Genomic DNA, 25,384 nt, shown 5'->3' with positions numbered 1-25,384 from the left:
GTTCAGTATGACCACCAATAGCCTGCGAATTTTGGGTTGCGGAGATGCATTCGCCAGCGGGGGCCAGTTCCACACCTGCTTTTACCTGCATACACCAAAAGCCGGTGTGCTCATAGATTGCGGAGCAACAGTACTTCAAAGCTTAAAAAAGTTTGAGGTGAAGCCTGAAGATATCGATGTGATCCTGATCACGCACCTTCACGGCGACCATTACGGAGGCTTGCCCTACTTTTTGATGGATGCCGCTGTCAATAAGCGCCAGAAAAAACTGACCATTGTAACGCCCCCGACAGGTGAAGCCAGGATTAAAGCACTGCTTGATCTGCTGTATCCCGCATCTGATAAAACCGAGAAACTTCCGGTAGAATTTTTAGCTTATGCTCCTGACCAGGTCATCAGGCTGGCTGGAATCCAGGTTAAAGCATTTCCGGTAGTACATTCCCAGGCGGCACTTTCACACGGCCTGCGCATTACCATTGGTGACAAGATCCTGAGTTACTCCGGAGACACGAGCTGGACGGAAAACCTGGTGCCCTTAAGCGAAGGCGCTGATCTGTTTATTTGTGAGTGCAATTTTTACCATACCAGTACCCCAACACACCTGAATTACCTTAAGCTCATTGCAGAGATTCCCAGGCTGACCTGCAAGCAGATCCTGCTGACCCACCTGTCTGAAGAAATGTTAAAAGAGTTGCCAAAGATCGAACTTCCGGTAGCGAGGGAGGGCATGGTCATTAAAATTTAGTGCTTAAGAAGCGTCAATTGGATGATTAATCTCTAAAACTCACAACCACTGGTTTTAACGGTAAGACACTCAAAACAAGAGTGCTGACAGTGTGTTAGATAGAAAGAATTCTATCTACCTAATTATGAAAACTAAATTATTAATTTCTATGGCTGTAGCCGGCGCAATCGGACTCACGGCATGTCAAAGTAACAAGACCGGTTCTGAATCGGCAGACAGCACAATGGCTGCAACTGATACCATGATGAAAGACACTGCATCTACGGTAAACGCGGTCAAACCAATGGGACCTGCACCTGAATGGGCACCGACCATCAGACCCGAAATGCAGGCAGTGATGGAGAAGCTGGCCAGTTACGGCGATAAACCCATTCCTGAACTAACCGCGGTACAGGCACGGAAGAACCATACCCCAACTGATGCTGTAATGGCCCTGATGAAGGAAAACAACATCCCGGCTCCCGTGATGAACGTGGATACCATGGGCAAAGACATCCCGGTGAGCGGAGGCAATATCCATTTGCGTATGTATACCCCTAAAGCCGGAAGCAGTCCCCTGCCTGTTGTTGTTTATTACCATGGGGGTGGTTTTGTGATCGCCAATCTGGATGTATATGACGCATCGGCAAAGGCTTTGGCTGAGCAAACAGGTGCGATCGTAGTTTCGGTAGCTTACCGTTTGGCGCCGGAGCATAAATTCCCGGTTGCCCATAATGATGCTTTCGCCGCTTACCAGTGGGTTCTGAAAAATGCAGCATCTTTCAAAGGAGACCCAAAACGGGTTGCTGTAGCCGGAGAAAGTGCGGGCGGTAACCTGGCCATCAATACAGCCATCAAAGCCAAAGACAGCAAGATCATGATCCCAACGGCAATACTGGCAGTTTATCCGGTGGCCGGATCAGACATGAATACCAAGTCTTACCAGGCCCATGCGAAAGCAAAACCACTGGATAAACCCATGATGATGTGGTTTGTAAAAAATTACCTGAGCTCGATGGCCGAGGCAAAAGATCCGCGCATCAACCTGGTCGCAGCAAACCTGAAAGGACTGCCTCCGGTAACGATCATTACTGCAGAGATCGATCCGCTGCAAAGTGACGGCATGTTGCTGGCCGATAAGCTCCGGGCTGCTGATGTGAAAGTGGACAGCAAGAACTATGACGGGGTGACCCATGAATTCTTTGGAATGGGTGCTGTTGTACCGGAAGCTAAAGAAGCGATGGCATATGCCACCGGCCAGTTGAAGGCTGCACTGAAATAAGTACTATCTGTATTCCATAAAAAGTCCCTGTGATCAGCAGGGGCTTTTTCGTTTATATATCCAGCGAAAATAATTACATATTTCTACTTTCTCTCAATTGGTATAGGATTTGTGTTCATAGACCTGCCTATTAAAAACAAAAAACTAATATCATCTACTTATGAAAACTATCTCATTCAATGACGCCGTATGCGATCACCGTTCATGCCTGGAAACCTTCGCCATGAAATTTACCCAGGATGTAGAAGATGCCAATGACCTGGTACAGGATACTTTAATCAAAGCGATCCGTTACCACCACCTGTATAAAGCAGGCACCAATCTGAAGGGCTGGTTGTATACGATCATGAAAAACACCCTTATCAATGATTACCGCAAAGGTTCAAGGAAAAATGCATTATCCAAAACACTGAAGAATTTACTCCGCAGCACCTGAGCATGAGTGCAACCAGAAATCAGGCGGAGAATAAATTTCTTATGAATGAAAGACATCGAAACCGCACTCAGCAGGTTGTAACCCGAACACTCCGTTCCTTTCCTAAGATATTTTGAAGGATAAAAATACCATGAAATAGCTGATGAACTTAATATCCCTATAGGAACTGTAAAAACCCGCATTCATGTAGCCCGCAAGGAACTTAAAAAGCATTTGAAGATGTACGAGAGCAGCTACAAAAACGAACTTAAAACGGCATGAGCCGAGTTAATTCAGCCTACAAGGAGAAGCCCTGGCTAATTGCCAGGGCTTCTCCTTTTTATCCAATTATCAAGGTAAAGATGTTCTAACCGGCCAGGTTCATTTCGGTGTGCATATTTCTGAACAGTAGATCTGTAGATTGATAAATGTGCCTGGCTAGTCGTTCCATTTATTGTTTTAAACTTTCCAGAACGATTGTAGCTGAGCGGTGTTTACTTAACATAAAACCTATAATTATGGATACTCAGGAAAATCAACAAGACGATTCGCTGCTGGCCGGCCAGGAACCACATCAACAGGAAGAACTGGATCAGGCCACCGAGGCTAGCGCAGCATCTTTTACGCTCGAACCGGAAAAGGGCATCAGCCCGAAGCCTAGGGATCAGGGTGAGCAAAGCAACATCAAACAGGCTGAGGCAGCCGATGGCGATGAGGCAGAGCTTTCAAGGGGTGCAGGTTTTGACACGGTCAATGAGGCAGATCTGGATGCAGGCGAATATGACCTGATAGATGATGACCTGCAGGCTTTAAGCGGGCCTGATGGGAACGCAGATGAGGAAGAAAGCACCCTGTAAAAAATGGAAAAGATTGGATTTGGCGGAAGTTGTCACTGGTGCACCGAAGCCATTTTTCTTTCACTGAAGGGAGTGACTACAGTTGAGCAGGGATGGGTCGCCTCATCAGCAGATCCGTCCCGATTCAGCGAAGCGGTGCTGGTGGAATTTGATCCGCAGATCATCCCCATGAAAATCCTGATTGCGGTCCATTTGCACACGCACAGCAGCACATCCGATCACAGCATGCGTGATAAATACCGTTCCGCAGTGTATACGATGGACAGGGAACAGCAGGCACAGGCGGTCGGGATGGTACAGGACTCACAGCAGGACTTTGAGGCTCCACTCATCACTGAAGTATTGAGATTGGGTTCGTTTAAGCTGAACACTCCTGAATACCTGAACTATTATTTCGCCGACCCCGATAAGCCTTTTTGCCGTAACGTCGTCAACCCAAAACTACAGCAGCTCTTGAAGGACTTTTCAGCAGTAGTCAACCTGGATAAGCTTGCCCATCTCCGATAAGCGTTCGGCGAAGGTAGCTCATTGCGTTTGGCCTCGGCGACTGATGTTGAATAAATGGTCACGTTATTGATAGCTTGAAAAAAACTCACATAAAAAAATGAAAAATGAACGTCCATATGTAATCTGCCTGATGATGACTTCGGTAGACGGGAAAATACTTTCAGAGAAATGGGGAAATAACCCCAAGGTTAAACACCTGGCGCAGAAGTTTGAGCAGATTCATACAGAGATCGGTAACAAGGCCTGGATCGTCGGCCGCACAACCATGGAGAAAGATTTTACGCAGTACGCTAAGCCTATCCTCAAAAAAGGCCATCAGGAAATCGAACGCGAGGATTTCGTAGCAGTACCAGACGCGGAATCCTTTGCCATTGCCATAGACGGCTCTGGAAAACTGGGATGGCAAAATGCGGAGATGCAGGGGGACCATGTCATCACGGTATTGACTGAGGCAGTTCCGGACGCCTATCTGGCGCATTTGCAGGATATCGGTGTTTCTTATATTTTCGCCGGGCAGGAACAAGTAGATCTTAAGACTGCTTTGTATAAATTGCGGGCGCTTTTTGGTATCAGGAAACTCATGCTCGAAGGCGGTGCCCGCCTCAATGGCAGCTTCCTGAATGAGGGGCTCATTGATGAACTGCATCAACTGATACTGCCAATTGCGGACGGGACTATTGAAACATCAACCCTGTTTGAAATTGAGCCTTCGGTTAAAAAAGGAGAAGCCACTTTATTAAAGCTGGAGCGTGTAAAACAGATTGAAGATGAAGTGCTCTGGTTAACTTACAAGATCAAATGATGAATTTGATTTTTGGGCAATAAAGGCTGAACGCCAGGCAGTAGAATTTTTGATCAATATCAGTTTCGAGCAAATACAAATTAGGAAGGATAGCATGAAAAACGAAGGTTTTGTAAAAGTAAGCGGCGCAAGGGAAAACAACCTGAAAAATGTAAGCCTTGAAATCCCCAGGGATGCCTTCGTGGTCTTTACCGGGGTATCCGGCTCGGGTAAATCTTCATTGGCTTTCGGTACCTTGTATGCCGAGGCCCAACGCAGGTACCTGGAATCGGTATCTCCGTACGCAAGACGGCTGTTCAACCAGATGGCCATTCCGGAGGTTGACGAGATTGAAGGGCTTCCGCCTGCCATTGCATTACAGCAGCAGCGTGGTGCATCCAATTCCAGGTCCTCGGTGGGCAGTGTAACGACATTGTCCAACTTATTGCGTATGCTGTATTCCAGGGCCGGAAACTATCCCAAGGATCAGGAGATCATTTATGCCGAGGGATTTTCCGCCAACACCCCTGAAGGTGCCTGCCCGCAATGTCACGGGATCGGGCGGGTCTACGAGGTCACTGAACAATCTATGGTCCCCGACGACTCATTGACCATCCGGGAAAGGGCGATTGCTGCCTGGCCTACAGCCTGGCAGGGTCAAAACCTCCGTGACATTTTGATCACTCTGGGATATGACGTGGATACACCCTGGAGAAAACTTCCTAAGAAAGACCGGGATTGGATTCTATTTACCGATGAACAACCGGTAGTTCCGGTATATCCCCGTTATACCGCGGAGCAGGTGAAAAGAGCTATTGCCGGAAAAGTACAGCCTGATTACATGGGCACTTTCACCGGCGCTAAAAAATATGTGATGCAAACTTTTGCCGGAAGCCAGAGTCAGCTCATGAAAAAGCGGGTGAGCCAGTTTATGCTCAGTGTGCTCTGCCCGCTATGTCAAGGTAAAAAGCTGCGTAAAGAATCTTTAAGTGTGACATTTGACGGAAAAGACATCAGCGAGCTGCATGCTTTTTCCCTGGATGAGCTCTACGAGATCTTTAAGGATTATTCCCAGGCAGATAAAATATCATCATCTGCGCATCCGGAAAAAAACATGGTCACCCAGCGGATTGCAGCTGACCTGGTGTCCCGGCTGGAAACTGTACTGGATCTTGGCTTGGGTTATCTGAGCCTGGACAGAAGTACGCCCAGCCTTTCCCCCGGTGAGCTCCAGCGTCTTCGGCTGGCCACGCAGATCCGCTCGAATTTATTCGGGGTGGTTTACGTACTGGATGAACCTTCTGCAGGATTGCACCCGGCCGATACACAGGCTTTACTAAGCGCACTGGATAAACTGAAGGCCACAGGCAACTCGGTATTTGTAGTGGAACATGAGCTGGATGTGATCCGGCACGCCGACTGGATCGTGGATGTAGGGCCCGGGGCAGGAGAAGATGGCGGGCAGATCCTCTACAGCGGCAGGCCTGAGGGGCTTCGGCAAATCAAAGATTCAAAAACCAGAGCATATATTTTCAATAAGAAAAATACCCTAAATGAAAACCCGCGTGAGCCTCAGGCATGGTTGAAACTGGAAGCGTTGAGCCGGAATAACCTTCAGCATCTGGATGTAGCGTTTCCGCTTGGAGTGCTGACCAGTGTGACCGGGATTTCCGGTTCCGGTAAAAGCACCCTGGTGAGCCAGGCACTGGTATCATTGGTTTCGGCGGCATTAGGACAAAAGTCGAAGGATGAACCCGAAGACAACAGCCCGGATCTGTTGCAGGAAGAAAACCTACAGTTAACCGGAAGGATCACATCGGGTATCAGCCACATCAAAAGATTAGTCCAGGTAGATCAAAAGCCGATAGGCAGGACACCGCGGTCTAATCTGGCAACCTACACCGGACTGTTCGATCCGATAAGGAAACTTTTTGCCACCACACCACAGGCCCGGAAAAGGAAATATGATGCAGGACGCTTTAGTTTCAACATTGCAAAAGGTCGATGCGCACATTGTCAGGGTGAAGGCTTTGTTATGGTTGAACTGTTGTTCCTTCCCAGCGTGTACAGTCCCTGCCCGGTCTGTAAGGGGACACGCTACAATGAGGAAACCCTTGAAATCACGTTCAATGGAAAAAACATCACTGAAGTTCTCCGAATGACTGTGGATCAGGCCTGGGAATTTTTCAGGGAAGAGGTTTCGCTTGCACGCGGACTGGATATTGTCAGGCAGGTTGGACTTGGCTATCTGAAACTCGGCCAGCCTGCAACCGAACTTTCCGGCGGTGAGGCGCAGCGGATCAAACTGGCCACTGAGCTGCAGCGCAGCCAGCAGGGCAGGACACTTTACGTGATGGATGAGCCTACAACCGGACTGCACCCGGCAGACGTGGAGAAACTGATGGTTCAACTCAATTACCTGGTGGAACAGGGCAATACCGTGATCCTGGTTGAGCATGACCTCTCTGTTATTGCCGCAAGCGACTGGATCATGGAGATTGGTCCAGGTGCAGGGCTGAAAGGCGGTAAAGTGGTATGCAGCACCAGCCCAGGGGACTTCCTTAAATTCCATGACAGCCGGACAGCTCCATTCCTTGCGGAATATTTAAATCCAGGTTCTCCTTAGAACGAATGGTTATTGTTCCAGGTTCAGGTGTTTGAACAGTTCCTTACTGATCTGTTTTACATTCTCGCCCAGCTGGGCGAGGCTGCAGTGTTTCAGATCTAAAGGGTAAGGAATTCCATTTTTCCTTTTTATCAAATCGACCGTCATGACCGAATCGGGCGTTACTTCCTTGCTGCCTTGCAGGCTATCGAACAGCTCCCTCGCAAAGCGGGTATCCTGACCAATATCAAAACAGCCATAGGTTTCGATGCCTTTGCAGGTTTTCATGTTCAGGGAAATTTCAAATCTTGTTTCCATATGTTGCTTATAAAAAGAGCCGCTGCTAGGCGGCTCCGGTTAAAAAGCTTTTGAAATTACTTGATCTCGATCTGGCGTGTTACCATTTTGGCTTCCTCGCGTTTAGGAATATTGATGCACAATACCCCGTCATTGTATTTGGCTTCGATGCCTTCTGCATTTGCGCTTTCAGGCAGGGTGAAGGCACGCACAAATGAACTGTAGCTGAATTCGCGTTTGGCATAGCTGCGCTCCGCTGCTTCATTTTGGTTCACCTGTTCCACCGAAATGCTCAGCACATCCCTTTCCAGTTTCAGTTTGAAATCATCTTTCTTCAGGCCGGGTGCAGCCAGCTCCACGTGGAAGTGGTCTGCGGTCTCGCTGATGTTAGCGGCCGGAACCCGGGTCATCATGCGGTCCGAGAAAAAGGTGTCATTGAAGATGGAATCAAAAACGTTGCTGAAAGCTGGAACGTTTGCATTTTTGTTTTTGTCGGAATTAAATTTAACAAGTGTCATAGGTCTGTCCTCCTTAATTTGATTTAATGATTAAAACTTACAATTAATTAAACGCTGAACATTGTGTTCAAAGAGACTATATCCAATCTTATGCCAATTGGAAAAAAGGAATTCTGAAGGCCCGAGCTGCGATCCAAACTGAAAAAATTTCAGAGATCCTGAATTTTTTTCAGTAGTGAAATGTCAAAAATTCATTTCATCCTATCAGTGGAATTGCAACATTAAAGTTGACATTTAGTTAAGCAGCATTTTTTTGTTTATTTAAGTTCCTACCAAATTCTTCCGGGGACAGGTATCCAGGGGCAGAATGTAGTCTTTTAGGGTTATACCAAGTTTCTATATATTCAAAGACGATGAGCGCTGCCTGCTCTTTGTCTGCAAACTTATGTTGGTATATACATTCAGCTTTGAGCGTCTTAAAGAAGCTCTCAGCCACTGCATTGTCCCAGCAATTTCCCTTTCTGCTCATACTTCTTGTGATCAGGGGATTCTTTTCCAGCAGGCACCTAAATTCATTACAGGCATACTGAACTCCCCGGTCAGAATGAAAGATCAGCTCCTTTGTAATTGGCCGTCTTCTATGAGCCATTTTAAACGCAGGTATCACTGTATCAATTGCCTTCATAGTCAAACTTAAGGACCAGCCTATTATTTTTCGATCGCCAAGGTCAATTACCGTAGTCAAATAGAGCCAACCTTTTTTCGTTCTGATGTAGGTGATATCAGAAACCCCAACTGTACTTATTATTTCCGGCTTAAAGTCACGATCCAATATATTTTCCGGTACAGGAAATTTATGACTGGAGTCTGTGGTGACCTTAAATTTCTTTTTCACGATACTTCTAAGTTTTGCTTTCCACATCATTCTGGCCACTCGTGGTCTGGAAACTTTTATATTTTTCTTATTCAGTTCCAGTGTAACTCTTGGGCTAACATATATTTTTTTACTGTTTTCAAAGGACTGTTGGACTTCGGACTCAATCAGCTGATTTTCAATGCTCCTTTTTGATGGGATATGCATCGTCCATTTATAAAATCCACCTCGGCTTACTTTGAATACCGAGCACATTTTCTGAGGCTAAAAATATCCTGCTATGCTCTTTTATGAACCTGAATATTTGTTGTCGCCCTTGGAGAAAATGCTGATAGCCTTTTTTAAAATGTCCCTTTCCATCTGTGTTTCACGAAGTTTCTTCTTCAAAATGGCCAATTCCTGTTCGGCAGCGGTCAAGATAACTTTCCCATTCCCAGGAAAACTACTCCCTTGTTTGTTTACAAATTCCTTCCGCCATCTATACAATAAGGTTACATTGATATCCAATTCTTTAGCTAGTGCAGTCAGATCCGTGCGGGTATTGCTCAGTTCAACACTCATCAACTTGAACTCCTTCGAGTACGCTTTTCTTTCTCGTGACATAATTTCTGTTAAGGTATGTAATTCTCTTAACTTCGTGTCCACTCAAATATAGCAACTCCAGTAAGGGTAAGTTCCGATGAGCAGGCCGATAAAGGATTTTCCCAACGTGATCAGGAAGAACGTTTGACGAGGCATTGCAAGGTAAATAATATCTCCATCCGGAAAATCATTTATGAGGATCATTCCGCCAAGATCTTCATACGCCCGCAATGGGAGAAATTACTATTGTTGCTCCGCAAACAGCGCAATAAAACCGACCTCGTGCTATTTACCAAATGGGACAGGTTCAGCCGGAATGCCCCTGATGCCTACAACATGATCAGCAAACTCAAATCCCTAGGTGTAGAACCTCAGGCGATAGAACAGCCGCTGGACATGGATGTGCCGGAAAACAAGATGATGCTGGCAATCTACCTCACCGCACCGGAAATTGAAAATGACAGGCGCGGGCTCAACACCATGTATGGCATGCGCAGGGCAAGAAAAGAAGGGCGCTGGCCGGGACTCGCGCCAATGGGGTACATCAACCGGACAGCGGAAAACGGGAAGAAGAATATTGCTATTGATCCAGATCCTGCAAAAGCGCTCATTTGGGCATTCAAAGAAGTTGTCAAAGGTAAATATTCCCTAGGTCAAGTTTACCTGCGGGCAAAAGACTTTGGCCTTGACTGCACCAAGAAAAATTTCACCCGGCATTTGAGGAATCCCTTCTACTGCGGAGAAATTCACATCCGGAAATATAAAGACGAAGAGGCTTCTGTTGTTAAAGGTGTCCACGAGCCTTTGGTGTCCCCTGCACTGTTCCTGGAAGTTCAGGATATTTTAAATGGAAAAAAGCGGAGTTTAAAAGCAAAAATCAGGTCAAACGACCTTTTGTTCCTGAAAGGTTTTTTTGAGTTGCTCATTGTGCACCAGGACGCTTTGCGGGAGTGCTTCAAGAGGACGAAGCAAGCATTACCATTATTACCACTGTTCTTCAGAATGTGGTTGCCGATTAAAGGCAGAGGAAGTGAACCAGGAATTCATGCAGTTGTTGAAAGAATATACACTCAATACTAAAACAGCCGAATTGTTCAAGATGGTAATCCTGGATGAACATGCCAGTGATACATTGGAAAACAAAGAGTATAAAAGTTCCCTGGCAAAACAACTGTCGGAAAACCATGCAAAGCTTAGCAGGGCGCGTGAGTTGCTGTTAGCTGGAGATCTGGAAGGAACGGAATATAAAAATATCAAATCGGACTGCGAGGAAAATGTGGTGCGGTTGGAAGCACTTTTGGAAGAAGCGAAAAAGAAAAAATACAAGCGGGCGCAACTGGAACCTATCTTGGATAGGAGTATTTTGACCCTTTCTCAGTTGAGCGTGATTTTCAGCAAATCGGGGGTTATTGATAAAAGAAGGCTGATTGGTTCGATGTGCGTCGAAAAGTTTGATTTATTTTCCTTAAAACATCGAACCGCAGATTTGACTCAACTGTTTCGATATATTTATCTAATAAACAAGACTTTAGAGAGCAAAAAAAAAGGGACAAAAAACCTTTAAAAATCTCTTGTCCCATCACGGGTGGAATATGGGGCTCGAACCCACGACCCTCGGTACCACAAACCGATGCTCTAACCAACTGAGCTAAAACCACCATTTTTCAGGCCGGCAAAAGTACAACTATTCATCAGAAATCAAAACTATTTCTATAAAAACGAAGATAAACACCATTCCTATAAGCTTTTAATTTTAATAAGGGCATAACAACCTACACATATAAAGCGAACAGAACCTTAACAGTCAAAAACTAATTTATTATAGAGAAAAAACTATATTTGAATAGTACGTCAATACCATAGTAAATTAACCTGTTCTAATAAATCACCTGTAACCATATGAAAATTGCCGTTTTTAGTACCTACCAATACGATGAAGAATACCTTAACCAATTCAATCCGGGTCATAAAATAACCTACTATGCAGTAGCACTGAATGAGCAAACTGCTGCACTCACAAAAGGATTTGAAGCCATTTGCATCTTCGTCAATGACATCGTAAATGAAGAAGTCCTGCATATGCTGAAAGACAACGGTGTAAAACTGATTGTACTGCGATGTGCAGGTTTTAACAATGTAGATATAAAAGCAGCTGAAGAACTGGGGATACCTGTGCTCCGTGTACCGGCATATTCTCCTGAAGCTGTGGCAGAGCATGCACTGGCGCTGATCTTAACCCTGAACAGAAAAACACATAAAGCCTACAACAGGGTACGTGAAGGTAACTTCTCCCTGGAGAAATTAATGGGTTTTAACCTTCATAACCGGAAGATCGCCGTCATTGGAACTGGAAATATTGGCAGGATCTTCTGCAAATTATTAAAAGGTTTCGGCTGTGAACTCAGGGCATATGACATTTATCCCAATCAGGAGCTCATTGATAATGGTGTAATTTATGGTACACTGGAGGAAACCCTGAAAGATGCCGATATTGTTTCCTTACATTGCCCGCTGATGGACAGTACCAGACACATTATCAATGCTGAATCGCTGAAGCTGTTCAAAAATGGCGCAATGCTGATCAATACCAGCCGGGGCGGATTAATCAATACCCCTGATGTAATTGAAGCCTTGAAAACCGGCAAATTAGGGTACCTGGGACTTGATGTGTATGAACAGGAAGGAAAGCTGTTTTTTCAGAACTTATCAGAAGATATCATTCAGGATGAACTTATCATAAGACTGATTTCCTTCCCTAATGTGTTGATTACTTCCCACCAGGGATTCCTGACGAAGGAAGCAATGGAACAAATTGCAACCACTACGTTTAACAACATTGATGCCTTTATCAATCACAAAGAAATGGTCAACAGGGTCGGCGTTTAGCGACCCTGTAAATAAGCTATTAGGCAGAGGGATCTTATATACCTACACTGACCACAGTCTCCAGGAGGGAAATCTGAACGGAGATCACTTTGAGGAATACAGATAAATCGTCATACTCCGTGGACCATGTGCACCCAACACCAATGACTGCTCTATATCCGCGGTCTTGGAAGGCCCGGCAATGAAGGTACCGAAACCATACTCCGCTGAACCAATTTGCTGATAAGCCCTGTGCATATCCGGGACAAGCGTAGCCATATCCACCACCATGACAATATGCTGTGTGATGAAAGGCAACACCCTTATGCCCAGTAAATCTTCTGTAAGCCATAAGGCAGAATTTTCCGCAACGGCCAGCAAAGGCTTAAAAATAGCCACATCCACATCTGCATACGTATGTGGATCTGTGTTCAGTTCAAATGCAGGAATCTCCCTGGTCACCAGCTCCTCCACTGTTGTCACGATCCTCCCCTGACCGGAAAACCGGGCCAAAATAAGCGGAATCACATCAGTCAGCCGCTCTATCACGTATACCGTACTTCCTATACCTTCAGCCATCAGCTTAAACTTTTCTACAAGATCAAGCTTAGGATCCGGTTTAAATTCCGGTATAACCGGCAATTGTACAACTGCAGGCTGATTTCCCCTTAAAGTTGCCAGTATCTGTTCTCTGCTCATTTTTTAACATTCTTTTTATACCATTCCCCAAACGACTCTGCTGGCGGAGCCGGCATCTCCCTGTGTTTATACCAGGGATTTAATTTATTATTTACCGCAAAGGGCACATGTTTTAAAAACCACCGCCCTGCTTTACCGGCCGTTCGAAAAGCTACGGGAGAAGACAGGGTGAGTGTCATCAGTTTCATGCCAATTTTCTTTGTGGTATCTGCATAACCTTCTTTGACGATCACCTGTCGCCATTTATACAATTGCTGGTGGATATCAATCTTCACCGGACACACATTGGAACAGGAACCGCACAAAGTGGAAGCAAAAGGCAGGTCCGCATACTTTTTCATATCCAGGTTAGGAGCCAGAATTGCTCCAATAGGACCTGAAATGGCATTGTGGTAACTGTGCCCCCCACTCCTCCGGTAAACAGGGCAGGTATTCATACAGGCCCCGCAGCGGATACATTTCAGCGATGCCCTGAAGTCCTCACGCCCCATCTGGATACTGCGCCCGTTATCGACAATGATGAGGTGCATCTCCTGACCTTTACGGGGCTTTTTGAAATGACTGGAATAGGTTGTCACCGGCTGCCCCGTGGCGCTCCTGGCCAGTAGCCTTAAAAAGACACCAAGATGCTGACGTTCAGGAATGATCTTCTCCATACCCATACTGGCAATATGGACATCTGCCAGATGAGCTCCCATATCGGCATTCCCTTCATTGGTGCAGACCACAAACTCTCCGGTTTCTGCAACCGCGAAGTTCACACCGGTTAAGGCCGCTTTCCGGGTAAGGAAAGTTTCCCTTAAGTGTTGCCTTGCTGCTTCTGTCAGGATCTGAGGGTCAGAAGTCCCGGCCGGAACACCCAGATGTTCATGGAACAGCTCACCTATCTCTTCTTTTTTCTTGTGGATACAAGGCAGTACAATATGACTTGGGGGCTCCTTAGCCAGCTGAACAATACGTTCACCCAGATCGGAATCGATCACCCCTATCCCATTGCGCTCGAGGTATTCATTCAGATGGCATTCCTCGGTGAGCATGGATTTACTTTTTACCATTTCGGTGATCCCATGCTTTACTAAAATACCATGTACAATGCGGTTATGCGCTTCAGCATCTGCTGCCCAGTGTACAATAACCCCATTGGCCAAAGCATTCCGCTCAAAGGTTTCCAGGTAGCTGGCCAGATTCGACAAGACATTGTTCTTAATGCCCGAGGCAGTCTCCCTGAGCAGTTCCCATTCCGCAATACTATGGGCAGATTTGTCCCGCTTCTGCCTGATCCACCACAAGGTCTGGTCGTGCCAGTCAACCCTGTCCTCATCGGTATTGAATAGATCTGATAGTTCCGGGTGCGTTTTCACCTTTGATTCCATGCCTGTAAGCTTGACTCTAAATTATATTTGATTGTTTAAGTATGCATCCTCAATTCTGGCAGCAGTTTTAATCTGCATTCAGAATCTCTGCGATATGCAATACTTTAACCTTACTATTTTCCCTTTTTAAAATCCCTTCCATATGCATCAGACAGGACATATCTGCACCTGTGATATATTCTGCCCCATGGCTAAGGTGATCTTTTACCCTGTCTTTTCCCATCTTCGAAGAAACCGCTTCCTCTACCACGCAAAAAGTCCCCCCAAATCCACAGCACTCATCTCCCCTGCTGAGCGGAACCAGTTCAAGGCCCTTCACTTGTGCCAGCAACTGTTCCGGCTTGGAAAAATAAGGCGCCACAAGTTCTGTCATCTGACTGAGCAATAACCCTCTCTGGCCATGACAGCTCTGGTGCAGCCCTACTTTGTAAGGAAAACTGGCCTGAAGATTATCAACCTTCAGCACATCTACCAGGAACTCCACCAACTCATATATTTTCTTCCTTATGCCCTGTGCGCCAGCTTCATTTTTTTCCGAGTGCAGATGGTCTTTCAGGTGCAGCACACAGCTTCCCGAAGGGGAAACAATATAATCGAATGCGGAGAAATTATCCACAAAGAGCTCATCACACTCCTTTGTCAGGTGTGCAAAACCAGAATTCGCCATCGGCTGACCACAGCAGGTTTGCCCCATCGGATAGCTGACATCCACACCGAGTTTAACCAGCAATTTATAGGTAGCTATCCCCGCGTTCGGATAAAACTGATCCACATAACAGGGAATAAAAAGTCCTACTCTCATACGGCAAGATCGTTATTTGTTGCGTAAAATTTAAGTTCAATAATATCACTCGGCATAGGCTTTCTGTTCCATGATTTATGGATGGATAAGGCTGTTCCGATTGCAGTTGCCTGCGCCATGGAAGCTGCAAATACTTCCATATCAGGAAACAACATGGCCAGTAAATTCATGTAAATGGCATTTTTACTGAAACCACCGTCTACAAAAATACGTTTCACCTGCTCGCCCGCCATGACCAGCCTGGAAGAGGCATACTGCTGCCGCGCAATGTCCAGCATGAACTGATGGTAGGCGATCTCATCTGAAGGGAAAGAAGACAGCTCCCTGGCACCAAAAGCAGATACCTTGGTTGCCTGCGGAGCGGGTTCATTTCGCTTTTCCATTTCTTTCAACAGCTCGTAAACAATACCTGCATCAAATTTCATATTGCGGTAGCGGCCAACATTCTGGTTGAAGTGGGCCGCGATACGTTTAATCTGCTGCTCATGTTCATAACCTGCAAAAATCCGTGAGGCTTTTACGGGTTTCCCCTTAAACTGCATATAACTCAGGCAATCCTGTTCCAGCTCTTCTACCGTAAGCGGAGAAGCATTAAACGGATTCATGGTGATACACCAGGTACCGGTTGAGATCAGCAGAAAAGGATCATGGAAATTGATCAGGTAAGGAATAAGTGCCGCAGAACTGTCATGCAGACCAACCCCTACCTTATACTGATTTCCTGGAAATTCAGAAGGAAAAACTACTTCAGCATCGACAATAGGTGCCAGCTTTTTATCCAGTCTCTCTTTCTTCACCCAGGCATGGTAATCATTTTTAGTGAAATCCCATAACTGGGTATGGCATCCTATGCTCGTGCAATCTGAGTACTCCATACCTGAAACCAGGTAGCTGAGGTATTGCGGCAGGTGCAATGCATATTTTATCTGTTTATAAATTTCCGGCTTTTCCTTTTTTATCCTGTACAATTGCATCCCTGAGTTCAGGCTGCCCAAAATGGGCGATGCCGTTGCTGCGGAAATGGCCTCTTCCCCGCCATAAGTCTCATAAAATTCCTTTTTCAATGCTTCAGGATATTCTTTTAAATAGTTATATAAGGGAGCGAGTGGCTTCCCATATTCATCTATATATACGAGACTTGCACCATAAGTGGAGAAATTAATCGCTTTTATTTCAAATTCTTTGCGCTTAATGACTTCGCGCAAAGAATCGAATATGGATAATCTTAAACTTTCCAGGTTTTCACAAGGGTCACCATCCTCATCATAAGTTTCTATGAAACGGGCAGAGCGCTCGAATACAATCTTATAATTCTCGTCGAACAGGAAGATCTTTTTATTGGTCTTCCCGACATCAAAAATTACGATTACCGGCAGCGCACTCATTACAGTCCTGTGGCTACAGTTTTCAATCCCCTGGCATTGATCAGGTTTTCCCTTACCTTCAGCTCACGGTATAATTCTACTGGCTGTGCAGCACCACCACTTCTTAAGCGGGCTTCCTGAACAATAGCTCTCACATCTGTGCGGAAAGCATGCTGCAGGATCTCCTGGCAACGGACAACATCATTTTCATGCTGAGCAAGCTGCAGTGCTTTTCTATCCACCAGCAAAGCCTGGGTGTAGGACAACATGATGGCTTCAACCGACTGCAGTAAATCTTCCAGCGGATCTTTTACATTGTGTGAAGCATCAATCATCCAGCCCAATCCTGTGGCGTGGTCAATTCCCTTGGCATCCATTCCTTCCACAAGTTCATTGAAAATCAGGAACAATTGGTAAGGCTTCATGCTTCCGGCCGTCAGGTCATCGTCACCATATTTGGAATCGTTGAAGTGGAAACCACCCAGTTTTCCTTCCATGAGCAATAAGGAAACAATCTGCTCGATATTTGCATTCGGCAAATGATGGCCCAAATCCACCAGCGTGAAAGCTTTAGGCCCTAGTTTTGTCGCATACAGCAAGGACTGCCCCCAGTCGCCCACCGTAGTGGAATAAAAATTGGGCTCAAATGCTTTGTACTCTACAAAGATTTTCCATTGCTCAGGTAATGCCGCATAGATTTCCTGGAGACTTTCCAGCGTGTTCTGGAAGGCATTTCTGAAGTTCAGCTGACCAGGGAAGCAGGATCCGTCGGCGAGCCATACAGTTAAAGCATCAGAACCTAAGGCTACTCCCTGTCTGATGACTTCAATATTGTGTTCAATCGCCTGCTGGCGAACGGCTTTATCCACATGTTGCAGGGAGCCGAATTTATAGCTCTGTGCCTGTCCCTGCTGATCCTGGAAAGTATTTGAATTCATGGCATCAAAACGCAGGGAATGGTGGGCAGCGAGCGATTTTATAGCTGCATAGTCCTGTGGGATATCCCATGGAATATGAAGCGAAATGGCTCCGCTCGACTGATTTAGTTTGTGCAGCAGACCTACATCTTCAATTTTTTCTTCCAGGCTCCGTGGTTCTCCCCCACCAGAGAAACGGCCAAAGCGCGTACCCCCGGTTCCCAAAGCCCAGCTTGGTATAGCAATCTGGAATTTAATTAATTTACTGATCACCTCTTCCACATTGTCATTGGTCGATGCAGCAAAGTCAAATCTACGCTGATGTTCATTCTCCAATTGATGGTTATGGGCATCTATCTGATATTTTTCTATTTCCATGTTCTTACCTTTTATTTAATTCTTAACTTCTTTCAGATTATCTTTTCTGTTACCTTACAAATGCCATGGCTACTCCGCCATCCACATTCAGGACATTTCCGGTCGATTTGCTTAACATTCCACCCACAAATACCATACAGGCATTGGCAATATCTTCCGGCAGGATAATTTTGTCCAATAAGGTACGTTTGGCATAAAATGCAGGTAACTCTTCTACTTTAACCCCATAGGCTTTGGCACGTCCCGCAGCCCAGTCGCCCTCCCAGATTTTACTGTCAGAAATTACAGCATCCGGATTGACCACATTGACACGGATCTTATCGCCACCAAGTTCTGCGGCATTTAACCTGCTCAGGTGAAGCTGCGCAGCCTTTGCCGAGCCATAACCGGCATTATTAGGTCCCGATACCAAAGCGTTTTTGCTGACAATGTTCAGGATATCTCCGCCAACAGCTTGCTTACGCATTACTTCAACAGCCTTTTGGGTCACTTTAAACTGACCTTTCACCAGCACATCATAAAGCAAGTCCCAGTCTTTATCGGTATGCTCTTCTATCGGTTTAGAGATCGAAAGACCTGCACAGTTGACCACGATATCGACCCCGCCAAAGGCAATAGCTGCAATGTCAAAAGCCTGCTGGATATCAGCACCACTGGTGACGTCCAGTTTCGCCGTCGTATAGGCATCTTTTCCAAACAAGCCTTTAAATTCTGCGGCGGCATTTTCCAGGCGACTGCTGTCGTTATCATTGATGACCACTACTGCTCCTTCTTCCACAAATTTTTTGGCTATCGCTTTCCCGATCCCGCCGGCACTGCCGGTAACCAGGGCAATCTTTCCGGAAAGTGCTTTAGGCTTAGGCATGCGCTGTAGTTTGGCTTCTTCCAGCAACCAGTATTCAATATTGAAAGCTTCCTGACGTGGCAATGACGTATATTCCGAAATGGCTTCAGCACCTTTCATCACGTTAATGGCATTGGTATAAAATTCTGCCGCTACACGGGTAGTTTGCTTATCTTTTGAGAAAGAGAACAAGCCGATCCCAGGATATAAAATGATTACCGGATTGGCATCACGTATCGCGGGACTGTTGTCATGTTTACAGGTCTCATAATAATCGCTGTACATCTGGCGATAAGCCACAAAAGCAGGTTCCAGCCGCTCTTTAATTTTTGCTGTATCTGTAAGGTCCTCTTCAGGATCCAGTTCAAGTACCAGCGGGCTGATTTTGGTACGCAGGAAATGATCCGGACAGCTGGTTCCCAGGGGAGCAAGACGGGAAAGGTCGTTGGAATTGATAAACTCCAACACACGTGCATCATCGGTAAAATGGCCTACCATATGACGTTCACTTGAACAGAAACCACGCAAAACAGGCGCCAGCAATGCAGCCTGTGCTTCCCTAACAGATTTTTCAGGGCTGCTTAATTTTTGTCCCCCGAAAACAGGTCCCTTTTTACCGTAATTTTCTTCCAGGTAATTGGCACAGATCTCAATCACCTCCAGGGTATTGATATAACTCTCATAAGCTGTATCTCCCCAGGTAAACAGACCGTGGGAGCCCAGCATAATACCACGGATGCCAGGATTTTCATCCAGGCATTGTTTTAACTGTAAACCCAGGTCGAAACCAGGTTTCTGCCAGTCCACCCAGCCAATGGTTCCGTTGAACAGCTCCTGCGTAATTTGCTGACCATCTTTTGCCGCAGCAATGGCAATAGCGGCATCCGGATGCAGGTGATCGATATGCTTGAATGGAAGAAAACCATGCAGTGGTGTGTCGATTGATGGAGCCTTGGAATTCAGGTCATAAATGCAATGGTTAAACAACTCTACCATCTCATCTTCCTGGTCTATCCCTTTGTAAATGTTTTTCAGACTTCTCAGACGCTCTACATACAGCGCAGCCAGTCCATTACGTTTCAACGTACCGATATCACCACCGGAACCTTTGATCCACATGATTTCCGCAGTATTCCCGGTTAAAGGATCTACAGCGTCTGCTTTGCAGGAAGTATTCCCGCCGCCATAATTTGTTAAACGCAAATCCGCCCCCAGTAAATTGGAGCGGTAAAGTAATAAAGCTACCTCATCGCCAGCTAACTTAGCGGCTTCAGTTTCATCCCATAAATAACTTACGTGCTTAAAACGGTCTGTTTCGTTGTACATATACTTTGATGTTAAATGATAATATTATTGAATTGAGTTTTTATACTACTTGATGGAATTACCATACCCTACGATAATAATTGAGGCAATAATGAAAGCAATCCCTCCAAGGACAGTCATTAAGGTCTTCCTGCTCACGGCAGTCCATTCCTTCAGCACCAGTCCCCATACATTGGCAATCAATATGATAAATGCCATATGCAGGATCCACGAACTAGCGCCATTACCCAGTTTACTTTCTGCCATGCCATAGAAGAAAAATTGCAGGAACCAGGTTGTACCGGCCAGCGCACAGAACACATAATTGGATAACAAGGGAGTCTTTTTATTGCTGTAATCTTTAAAGCTCTTGTTCTTTGTATTCAGGATCAGACACCACAAAAGGTTCGTGGTGAGTCCCCCCCACAGGATAATTACATAGGTCACATTATTCTGGTACAGGAACTCCCCTTCTCCCGGATGGAGATTCTTCCAGAGGTTATTGGCTTCATGTGCCATATCTTTTCCAGAGTCGATACCAAAAGCAAAACAGGCACTCAGGATACCAGACACAATGGCGACAAAAAGGCCAAGTCCGACTTTAAACTCCGTACTTTCCTTCGTTTGTGCAGCCAGTTCCCTGTCCTTCATCATACCTGCCTTTCCACAGAGAATGATACCGATGACACATACCGCAAGTCCGACAAGTACAACCTGTCCCCACTCACTCCCAAAAATATGGCTGAAACTATCTTTCCCTTCCTTCGGAAAAACATCATAATAAATGGATGGCAGCAAAGCTCCGAAGACAGAACTTAATCCCAGAATGATGGAACTTCCCAGTGAAACCCCGAGATACCGTACACCGAGACCATAGGTAAGGCCCCCGATACCCCACAAAACGCCAAAAAAGTAGGTCAGCCAAAGGATAGAACCATTGGTATGCCTGATAATTTCAGTAAAATCGGGAATAGTAAGGTAAGCCGCTAATGGCGGCACAATCAGCCAGGAGAAAATCCCACCAACAATCCAGTAGCTTTCCCAGGCCCAGCCTTTCACTTTTTTATAGGGAATATAAAAACTACCTGAGGCAAAACCTCCGATGAAATGGAATAAAACTCCAAGAATAATCTGCATAATTTGTTTGTTATTTGGTTAGAATAATAATTTGGGGGTTATCAATTATGGTTTCTTTTTTTTACACGTAGCATCAGGCCGATCAACTCTTTACATGAATGTGTGGTTCTCTCTGTTAAAGTCATATACTATACATTGATCAGATATTATTTAATGAATTTATATCTGTCAATTCAGGGGAAAATCCTGTCTTGGGATACAGTTCATATTTGGTATTGCTAAATTATAGGAATGACTATCTCCTGGGTTATCTGATTTGATATTTTGCCTGTATTTTTTGACACATAATTACAAATCCGGAAATTCTTAGTAAGTTTATTCTGATTCATGTTACCTAACCAAATAAAATTACATGACCAATTACTACAAATACCTGCCTCTGAGTGCCGAGGATAAAAAATGGGGATTATGTGTGTTAAATGCAGGTACCATCCGTACGGAGCCTGCGGTAGCTTATCCGGTAAGCACACATCCGTCACACCATTATTTTAACTGGACCAGCGGAAGGATTTTAGATGAGTATCAAATACTTTACATTACCCGTGGATCAGGATTTTTTGAATCGGACAGCTGCAAATACAGGGTAATTAAAGAAGGGACCGTTATCATCCTTTTTCCCGGAGAAAGGCACCGTTATAAACCGCATCAGGATACCGGATGGGATGAATACTGGATCGGTACAAAGGGAGAGATCATGGACAACCTGGTCTCCAACCATTTCTTCCGTCCTGAAAACCCATGTTTCCATATTGGCTTTAATGAGCATATATTTAACATTTTCGAGAGCATTATAGAAAAAACAAAAACTGAACTTCCCGGCTACCAGTCACTGATCTCTGGCTCCATCTTTTACCTCATGGGCTGCCTGAATTCTTTCAGCAAACAAATTCCAAAAGAACACGGGGATAAAGAAATCCTGGTAAACAAAGCAAGGATCCTCTTCCGGTCCAATATAGACAAGGCTTTTTCGCCTGAACAGGCTGCGGAAGAACTGCAGGTCGGCTATTCCTGGTTCAGGAAAGTATTTAAAAGTTATACCGGATTATCTCCGGGACAATATGCCATACAGCTAAAAATAGAAAAAGCAAAAGTGATGCTGGCCGACCCGAATATCCTGGTGAAAGAAATTGCCCACCTGCTCAAATTTGAGTCGAGTTTTTACTTCTCCAAATTGTTCAAGGAAAAAACAGGCATCACACCGACAGAATACCGCATTCGGGAAATGGGTCAACTAGGCCAATTACAGGCAAAACCAGTCTCAGCAGGAACAAACAACTGACAGTTGAGCTATTGGGGCGGCACAATGTGACCGATGGGTTTTTCTGTTTAATTTAATCCTTATATTAGTGTGGTGAAAGACTATTTAAAAATTTTAGCTGTAGATGAACATGTTGCCATACCAAAATCAGTTCAGCTTTCCAATGCTTTTTTACATGCCTTAGAAAAAGGGGATCTCCTTAAAGATGACCTGCTGCCATCCGCAATTGAATTGAGTGAACAATTAAATATCCCCATATCTGTCATAGAAGCCCTATATAAGGGACTTCAGGAGAACCAGGTTATTCTTCCGGTGCCTGGCGAAGAAACCTTTCTGGTCAATAGCGGAATTGAAAAGCCCTTAAGCATACTGGTCCTTTTCAATAAATTAAGCAGACATAAAAAAATAATCCTCGATGCTTTTATCCAGGCACTGGCAGGTCGTTATCTCCTGGATTTCCATATCTACCACAATGAACTCCGGATCTTCAAGAAAATACTCAAACAGGCCGAAAAAAAAGACTATGCCAGATATATGGTGATCCCCTCATTCGAAGAGGACGACCAACGAGCGTACCAGCTGCTGAACGCCATTCCGAAAGAGAAACTGCTGTTAATTGATAAGCTCGACCCGCTGGTAAAAGGAAACTTTGCTGCAGTTTATGAGGATTTTGAGAAAGATATTTATGATTCCCTTCAGCAACTTAACGGATCCCTCAGCAAATATCAGACAATAAAACTGTTGTATCCCGATAACAGCTATTATCCTAAGGCTATTATCAATGGCTTTTCCCGCTATTGTATAGATTATGCCTTTGATTATACCGTATTCAGTGACATTAACCAGGAAACCATTAAAGAAAATGTGGCTTATATCTGTTTAAGTGAAGATGACCTCATCCTGCTGGTCGATAAAATGCTGGTTTCCGGGTATAAGATAGGAAAAGACATTGGAGTGATCTCTTACAATGAGACCCCGATTAAGAAACTCATTGTGAATGGGGTAACAACCATTTCCACCGACTTCCGTCTCATGGGTGCTAAGGCCGCCGAGATGGTCTCCTCCCCTCAACATGATCTTTTCGCTGTTCCTTCAACAGTGATTATCCGCAATTCTTTATAGTGCAGCTAGGGCGCCTATAGCCTACCTGAATCAGTTATAGCGCTTCTTAACCAAAAGACATCAACAGAACTTTAGTCAGTTAGGGCCTATTTTGGTGTTACGACAGATATGTGTAGCTTTAAAAGAAATAACTAAGCTGCCCCTATGATGAGACTGAAGATTTTTCTGATGATTTCCTGCCTGTTGATGGTTATGCTTCCCGGCATTGCACAACAATTACCGGACACGCTAAAAACTGAAAATCTGAACCTGAATGAGGCTTTATTAATAAAGGACAACCAGCAGCAGCAAATAGATTCCTTAGTCAAGATCCAGCTGCAGAAAGAACTTCAGCAGGCAACGGGAAATGCAAAAAAAACGATAGAACTGGAGCAAAAACTTCGTCAGATTGTCATCAGCGATTCACTGCGTAAAATACATCAGATCGAAAAGATACAGGCACTAAAAAAGAATGCGAAAGGATACCCGGTAAAATTAAATAATGATACCCTTTTTTATATTTATACCAGAACAGGTTCCTTCAATGCTTCAGAACGTGCTGCTGCCATTTCCAGAAAAATAGAAGCTTTATATGAAGACCCGTTCTATGCTACAGATTCATTGGCTGTGATAGAAAATGAAGACAGCTATGACCTTGTCTACAAGGGTAACGACATCATCCTCTCCGTGGCCGACCTTGACGGTCTGTGGTTCGGGAAAAGCAACGCGCAGCTGGCCAAAGAATACCTGCAAAAGATCAACCAGAGCGTGGCTGAGGAACAGCAAGCCAACAGCTTGTTGAACTGGCTAAAAAGACTGGGCCTGGTCATTTTAATCATTCTTCTGCTGGCAATAATTATAAAAGCCATCAATTATTTATTCAGGAGGTCATCTGAATTTATTTCCTCCCGCCAGGATAGATTTCTGAATGGATTGACCATCAAGAATGTCAGGATATTTACACCATCCCACCTGGAAAAGGCGCTGGTCAGACTGAACAACATCCTGCGCATTACCGTCATCATCCTGATTATTTATCTCTCCCTACCCTTATTGTTCAGCTTATTTCCTGTAACTGAAGCATGGACAGGGACGCTGCTGAGCTGGATATTGAGTCCGGTACATACCGCCCTGAATTCCATTATACATTATCTTCCCAACCTCTTCACCGTTTTAGTCATCTATTATATCTTTAAATATGTCTTAAAAGGAATCCGTTATTTCTTTACAGAGGTAAGAAGGGGGAATATCCAGCTGCGTGGTTTCCATGCGGACTGGGCGATACCGACTTTCAATATCCTGAGGGTGATTCTCTATGCCTTCATGCTGATCATTATATTTCCCTATTTACCGGGATCAGGCTCTCCGGCATTCCAGGGGGTATCCGTCTTTCTGGGCATACTGATTTCCCTGGGTTCTTCAAGTGCCATTACCAATATTGTTGCCGGTCTGGTGATTACCTATATGCGTCCTTTCAAAGTAGGTGACAGGGTGAAAATAGGGGAAGTTACCGGTGACGTTATGGAGAAGACCATGCTGGTTACCCGTATCAAGACGATCAAAAACGAAGACATTACGGTTCCCAATTCTATGGTGCTTTCCTCCAGTACCATCAATTATTCCAACCATACCCGGAAAGAAAGCGAGGGCCTGATTGTTCATTACACCTTAACAGTAGGTTATGATGTTGCCTGGAAGGAGGTCTATGATTTACTAATCCAGTCGGCCTTAAAAACTGCATATATTCTTGAAGACCCGAAACCTTTTGTCTTACAGACGAGCCTGAATGATTTTTATGTGTCCTATCAGATCAACGCCTATACCAGGGAAGCCAACAAACAGGCGGTAATTTACAGCAGCCTGCTGGAAAATATTCAGGATGCCTTTAATACTGCCGGAATAGAAATACTTTCACCGAATTACAGTGTGATCAGAAATGGCGATCCTGCGGGTGATTGA

General features: G+C 45.0%; 25 protein-coding genes and 1 tRNA gene. 14 read left to right on the top strand and 12 right to left on the bottom strand.

Going from position 1 to position 25,384, the window contains the following annotated elements; genetic code table 11:
* The first annotated feature begins 7 nt into the window (after positions 1-7).
* The 8 genes from ACSBL2_RS09045 (at position 8) to uvrA (ending at position 7,192) form a co-directional block, all read left to right on the top strand.
* Positions 8-745: an MBL fold metallo-hydrolase gene (locus tag ACSBL2_RS09045; protein WP_442591361.1), complete on the top strand. Its 738-nt coding sequence runs from the start codon at positions 8-10 to the stop codon at positions 743-745.
* A 124-nt stretch (positions 746-869) separates the two neighbouring features.
* Positions 870-2,006, top strand: a complete 1,137-nt coding sequence (locus ACSBL2_RS09040; RefSeq protein ID WP_442591360.1) for an alpha/beta hydrolase fold domain-containing protein — start codon at positions 870-872, stop codon at positions 2,004-2,006.
* 160 nt (positions 2,007-2,166) lie between these two features.
* Positions 2,167-2,442, top strand: coding sequence for a sigma factor (locus ACSBL2_RS09035; RefSeq protein ID WP_442591359.1), 276 nt, complete (start codon positions 2,167-2,169; stop codon positions 2,440-2,442).
* Positions 2,443-2,577: 135 nt separating this feature from the next.
* Positions 2,578-2,703 carry a hypothetical protein gene (locus ACSBL2_RS09030; protein WP_442592230.1) on the top strand — a complete coding sequence of 42 codons (126 nt, stop codon included), beginning with the start codon at positions 2,578-2,580 and terminating at the stop codon, positions 2,701-2,703.
* A 236-nt stretch (positions 2,704-2,939) separates the two neighbouring features.
* Positions 2,940-3,278 (top strand): hypothetical protein, encoded by a 339-nt coding sequence (locus ACSBL2_RS09025; protein WP_442591358.1) that lies wholly within the window; start codon positions 2,940-2,942, stop codon positions 3,276-3,278.
* 3 nt (positions 3,279-3,281) lie between these two features.
* The gene (locus ACSBL2_RS09020) at positions 3,282-3,785 is read left to right on the top strand and encodes a peptide-methionine (S)-S-oxide reductase (RefSeq protein ID WP_442591357.1); all 504 of its coding nucleotides are present in this window, start codon (positions 3,282-3,284) and stop codon (positions 3,783-3,785) included.
* A gap of 97 nt (positions 3,786-3,882) precedes the next feature.
* Positions 3,883-4,587, top strand: coding sequence for a dihydrofolate reductase family protein (locus tag ACSBL2_RS09015; protein ID WP_442591356.1), 705 nt, complete (start codon positions 3,883-3,885; stop codon positions 4,585-4,587).
* A gap of 94 nt (positions 4,588-4,681) precedes the next feature.
* Positions 4,682-7,192, top strand: a complete 2,511-nt coding sequence (uvrA, locus tag ACSBL2_RS09010; protein ID WP_442591355.1) for an excinuclease ABC subunit UvrA — start codon at positions 4,682-4,684, stop codon at positions 7,190-7,192.
* A gap of 9 nt (positions 7,193-7,201) precedes the next feature.
* Here the strand turns inward: uvrA and ACSBL2_RS09005 are convergent, their stop codons facing one another.
* The 4 genes from ACSBL2_RS09005 to ACSBL2_RS08990 all read right to left on the bottom strand — a co-directional run bounded on the left by ACSBL2_RS09005 (position 7,202) and on the right by ACSBL2_RS08990 (position 9,403).
* A complete protein-coding gene (locus tag ACSBL2_RS09005) occupies positions 7,202-7,489 on the bottom strand; it encodes a hypothetical protein (RefSeq protein WP_442591354.1) in 288 nt (95 codons plus the stop codon).
* 56 nt (positions 7,490-7,545) lie between these two features.
* A complete protein-coding gene (locus tag ACSBL2_RS09000; RefSeq protein ID WP_442591353.1) occupies positions 7,546-7,986 on the bottom strand; it encodes an Hsp20/alpha crystallin family protein in 441 nt (146 codons plus the stop codon).
* Between the two features lie 238 nt (positions 7,987-8,224).
* The gene (locus ACSBL2_RS08995) at positions 8,225-9,007 is read right to left on the bottom strand and encodes an IS3 family transposase (RefSeq protein WP_442591352.1); all 783 of its coding nucleotides are present in this window, start codon (positions 9,005-9,007) and stop codon (positions 8,225-8,227) included.
* An 81-nt stretch (positions 9,008-9,088) separates the two neighbouring features.
* A complete protein-coding gene (locus tag ACSBL2_RS08990; protein WP_442591351.1) occupies positions 9,089-9,403 on the bottom strand; it encodes a transposase in 315 nt (104 codons plus the stop codon).
* Positions 9,404-9,451: 48 nt separating this feature from the next.
* Between ACSBL2_RS08990 and ACSBL2_RS08985 the strand changes: the two genes are divergently transcribed.
* Positions 9,452-10,462 carry a recombinase family protein gene (locus ACSBL2_RS08985; RefSeq protein ID WP_442592229.1) on the top strand — a complete coding sequence of 337 codons (1,011 nt, stop codon included), beginning with the start codon at positions 9,452-9,454 and terminating at the stop codon, positions 10,460-10,462.
* Positions 10,437-10,946: a hypothetical protein gene (locus tag ACSBL2_RS08980; protein ID WP_442591350.1), complete on the top strand. Its 510-nt coding sequence runs from the start codon at positions 10,437-10,439 to the stop codon at positions 10,944-10,946. Before ACSBL2_RS08985 ends, ACSBL2_RS08980 begins: the two co-directional genes overlap by 26 nt.
* A 19-nt stretch (positions 10,947-10,965) precedes the next feature.
* Here the strand turns inward: ACSBL2_RS08980 and ACSBL2_RS08975 are convergent.
* A tRNA-His gene (locus ACSBL2_RS08975) sits at positions 10,966-11,041 on the bottom strand.
* Between the two features lie 240 nt (positions 11,042-11,281).
* Here ACSBL2_RS08975 and ACSBL2_RS08970 point away from each other — a divergent pair.
* Complete coding sequence (locus ACSBL2_RS08970; protein ID WP_442591349.1) at positions 11,282-12,268, top strand: 2-hydroxyacid dehydrogenase; 987 nt, start codon at positions 11,282-11,284, stop codon at positions 12,266-12,268.
* A gap of 84 nt (positions 12,269-12,352) precedes the next feature.
* Here ACSBL2_RS08970 and ACSBL2_RS08965 read toward each other — a convergent pair whose 3' ends face one another.
* From ACSBL2_RS08965 to rhaT, 7 genes are all read right to left on the bottom strand, one after another.
* Complete coding sequence (locus ACSBL2_RS08965; protein WP_442591348.1) at positions 12,353-12,946, bottom strand: LutC/YkgG family protein; 594 nt, start codon at positions 12,944-12,946, stop codon at positions 12,353-12,355.
* Positions 12,943-14,319 carry a lactate utilization protein B gene (locus ACSBL2_RS08960; RefSeq protein ID WP_442591347.1) on the bottom strand — a complete coding sequence of 459 codons (1,377 nt, stop codon included), beginning with the start codon at positions 14,317-14,319 and terminating at the stop codon, positions 12,943-12,945. Before ACSBL2_RS08960 ends, ACSBL2_RS08965 begins: the two co-directional genes overlap by 4 nt.
* Positions 14,320-14,386: 67 nt before the next feature.
* Positions 14,387-15,121, bottom strand: coding sequence for a (Fe-S)-binding protein (locus ACSBL2_RS08955; protein ID WP_442591346.1), 735 nt, complete (start codon positions 15,119-15,121; stop codon positions 14,387-14,389).
* Positions 15,118-16,506 (bottom strand): FGGY-family carbohydrate kinase, encoded by a 1,389-nt coding sequence (locus ACSBL2_RS08950; RefSeq protein ID WP_442591345.1) that lies wholly within the window; start codon positions 16,504-16,506, stop codon positions 15,118-15,120. Before ACSBL2_RS08950 ends, ACSBL2_RS08955 begins: the two co-directional genes overlap by 4 nt.
* The gene (locus ACSBL2_RS08945; protein ID WP_442591344.1) at positions 16,506-17,780 is read right to left on the bottom strand and encodes a TIM barrel protein; all 1,275 of its coding nucleotides are present in this window, start codon (positions 17,778-17,780) and stop codon (positions 16,506-16,508) included. The genes ACSBL2_RS08950 and ACSBL2_RS08945 overlap by 1 nt, the downstream gene beginning before the upstream one ends.
* A gap of 49 nt (positions 17,781-17,829) precedes the next feature.
* Entirely contained in the window at positions 17,830-19,950 is a 2,121-nt protein-coding gene (locus ACSBL2_RS08940) for a bifunctional aldolase/short-chain dehydrogenase (protein WP_442591343.1), read from the bottom strand.
* A gap of 45 nt (positions 19,951-19,995) precedes the next feature.
* Complete coding sequence (gene rhaT, locus ACSBL2_RS08935; protein WP_442591342.1) at positions 19,996-21,066, bottom strand: L-rhamnose/proton symporter RhaT; 1,071 nt, start codon at positions 21,064-21,066, stop codon at positions 19,996-19,998.
* A gap of 352 nt (positions 21,067-21,418) precedes the next feature.
* Between rhaT and ACSBL2_RS08930 the strand changes: the two genes are divergently transcribed.
* The 3 genes from ACSBL2_RS08930 (at position 21,419) to ACSBL2_RS08920 (ending at position 25,384) form a co-directional block, all read left to right on the top strand.
* Positions 21,419-22,345 (top strand): AraC family transcriptional regulator, encoded by a 927-nt coding sequence (locus tag ACSBL2_RS08930; RefSeq protein WP_442591341.1) that lies wholly within the window; start codon positions 21,419-21,421, stop codon positions 22,343-22,345.
* A gap of 72 nt (positions 22,346-22,417) precedes the next feature.
* Positions 22,418-23,446, top strand: coding sequence for a substrate-binding domain-containing protein (locus ACSBL2_RS08925; RefSeq protein ID WP_442591340.1), 1,029 nt, complete (start codon positions 22,418-22,420; stop codon positions 23,444-23,446).
* Between the two features lie 144 nt (positions 23,447-23,590).
* The gene (locus tag ACSBL2_RS08920) at positions 23,591-25,384 is read left to right on the top strand and encodes a mechanosensitive ion channel family protein (RefSeq protein WP_442591339.1); all 1,794 of its coding nucleotides are present in this window, start codon (positions 23,591-23,593) and stop codon (positions 25,382-25,384) included.

Origin of the sequence: Pedobacter sp. AW31-3R (assembly GCF_052180285.1) — a bacterium.
Lineage (GTDB): Bacteria > Bacteroidota > Bacteroidia > Sphingobacteriales > Sphingobacteriaceae > Pedobacter.
Note: the sequence above shows the minus strand (reverse complement) of the source record. Positions and strands in the feature narration are given on the sequence as shown.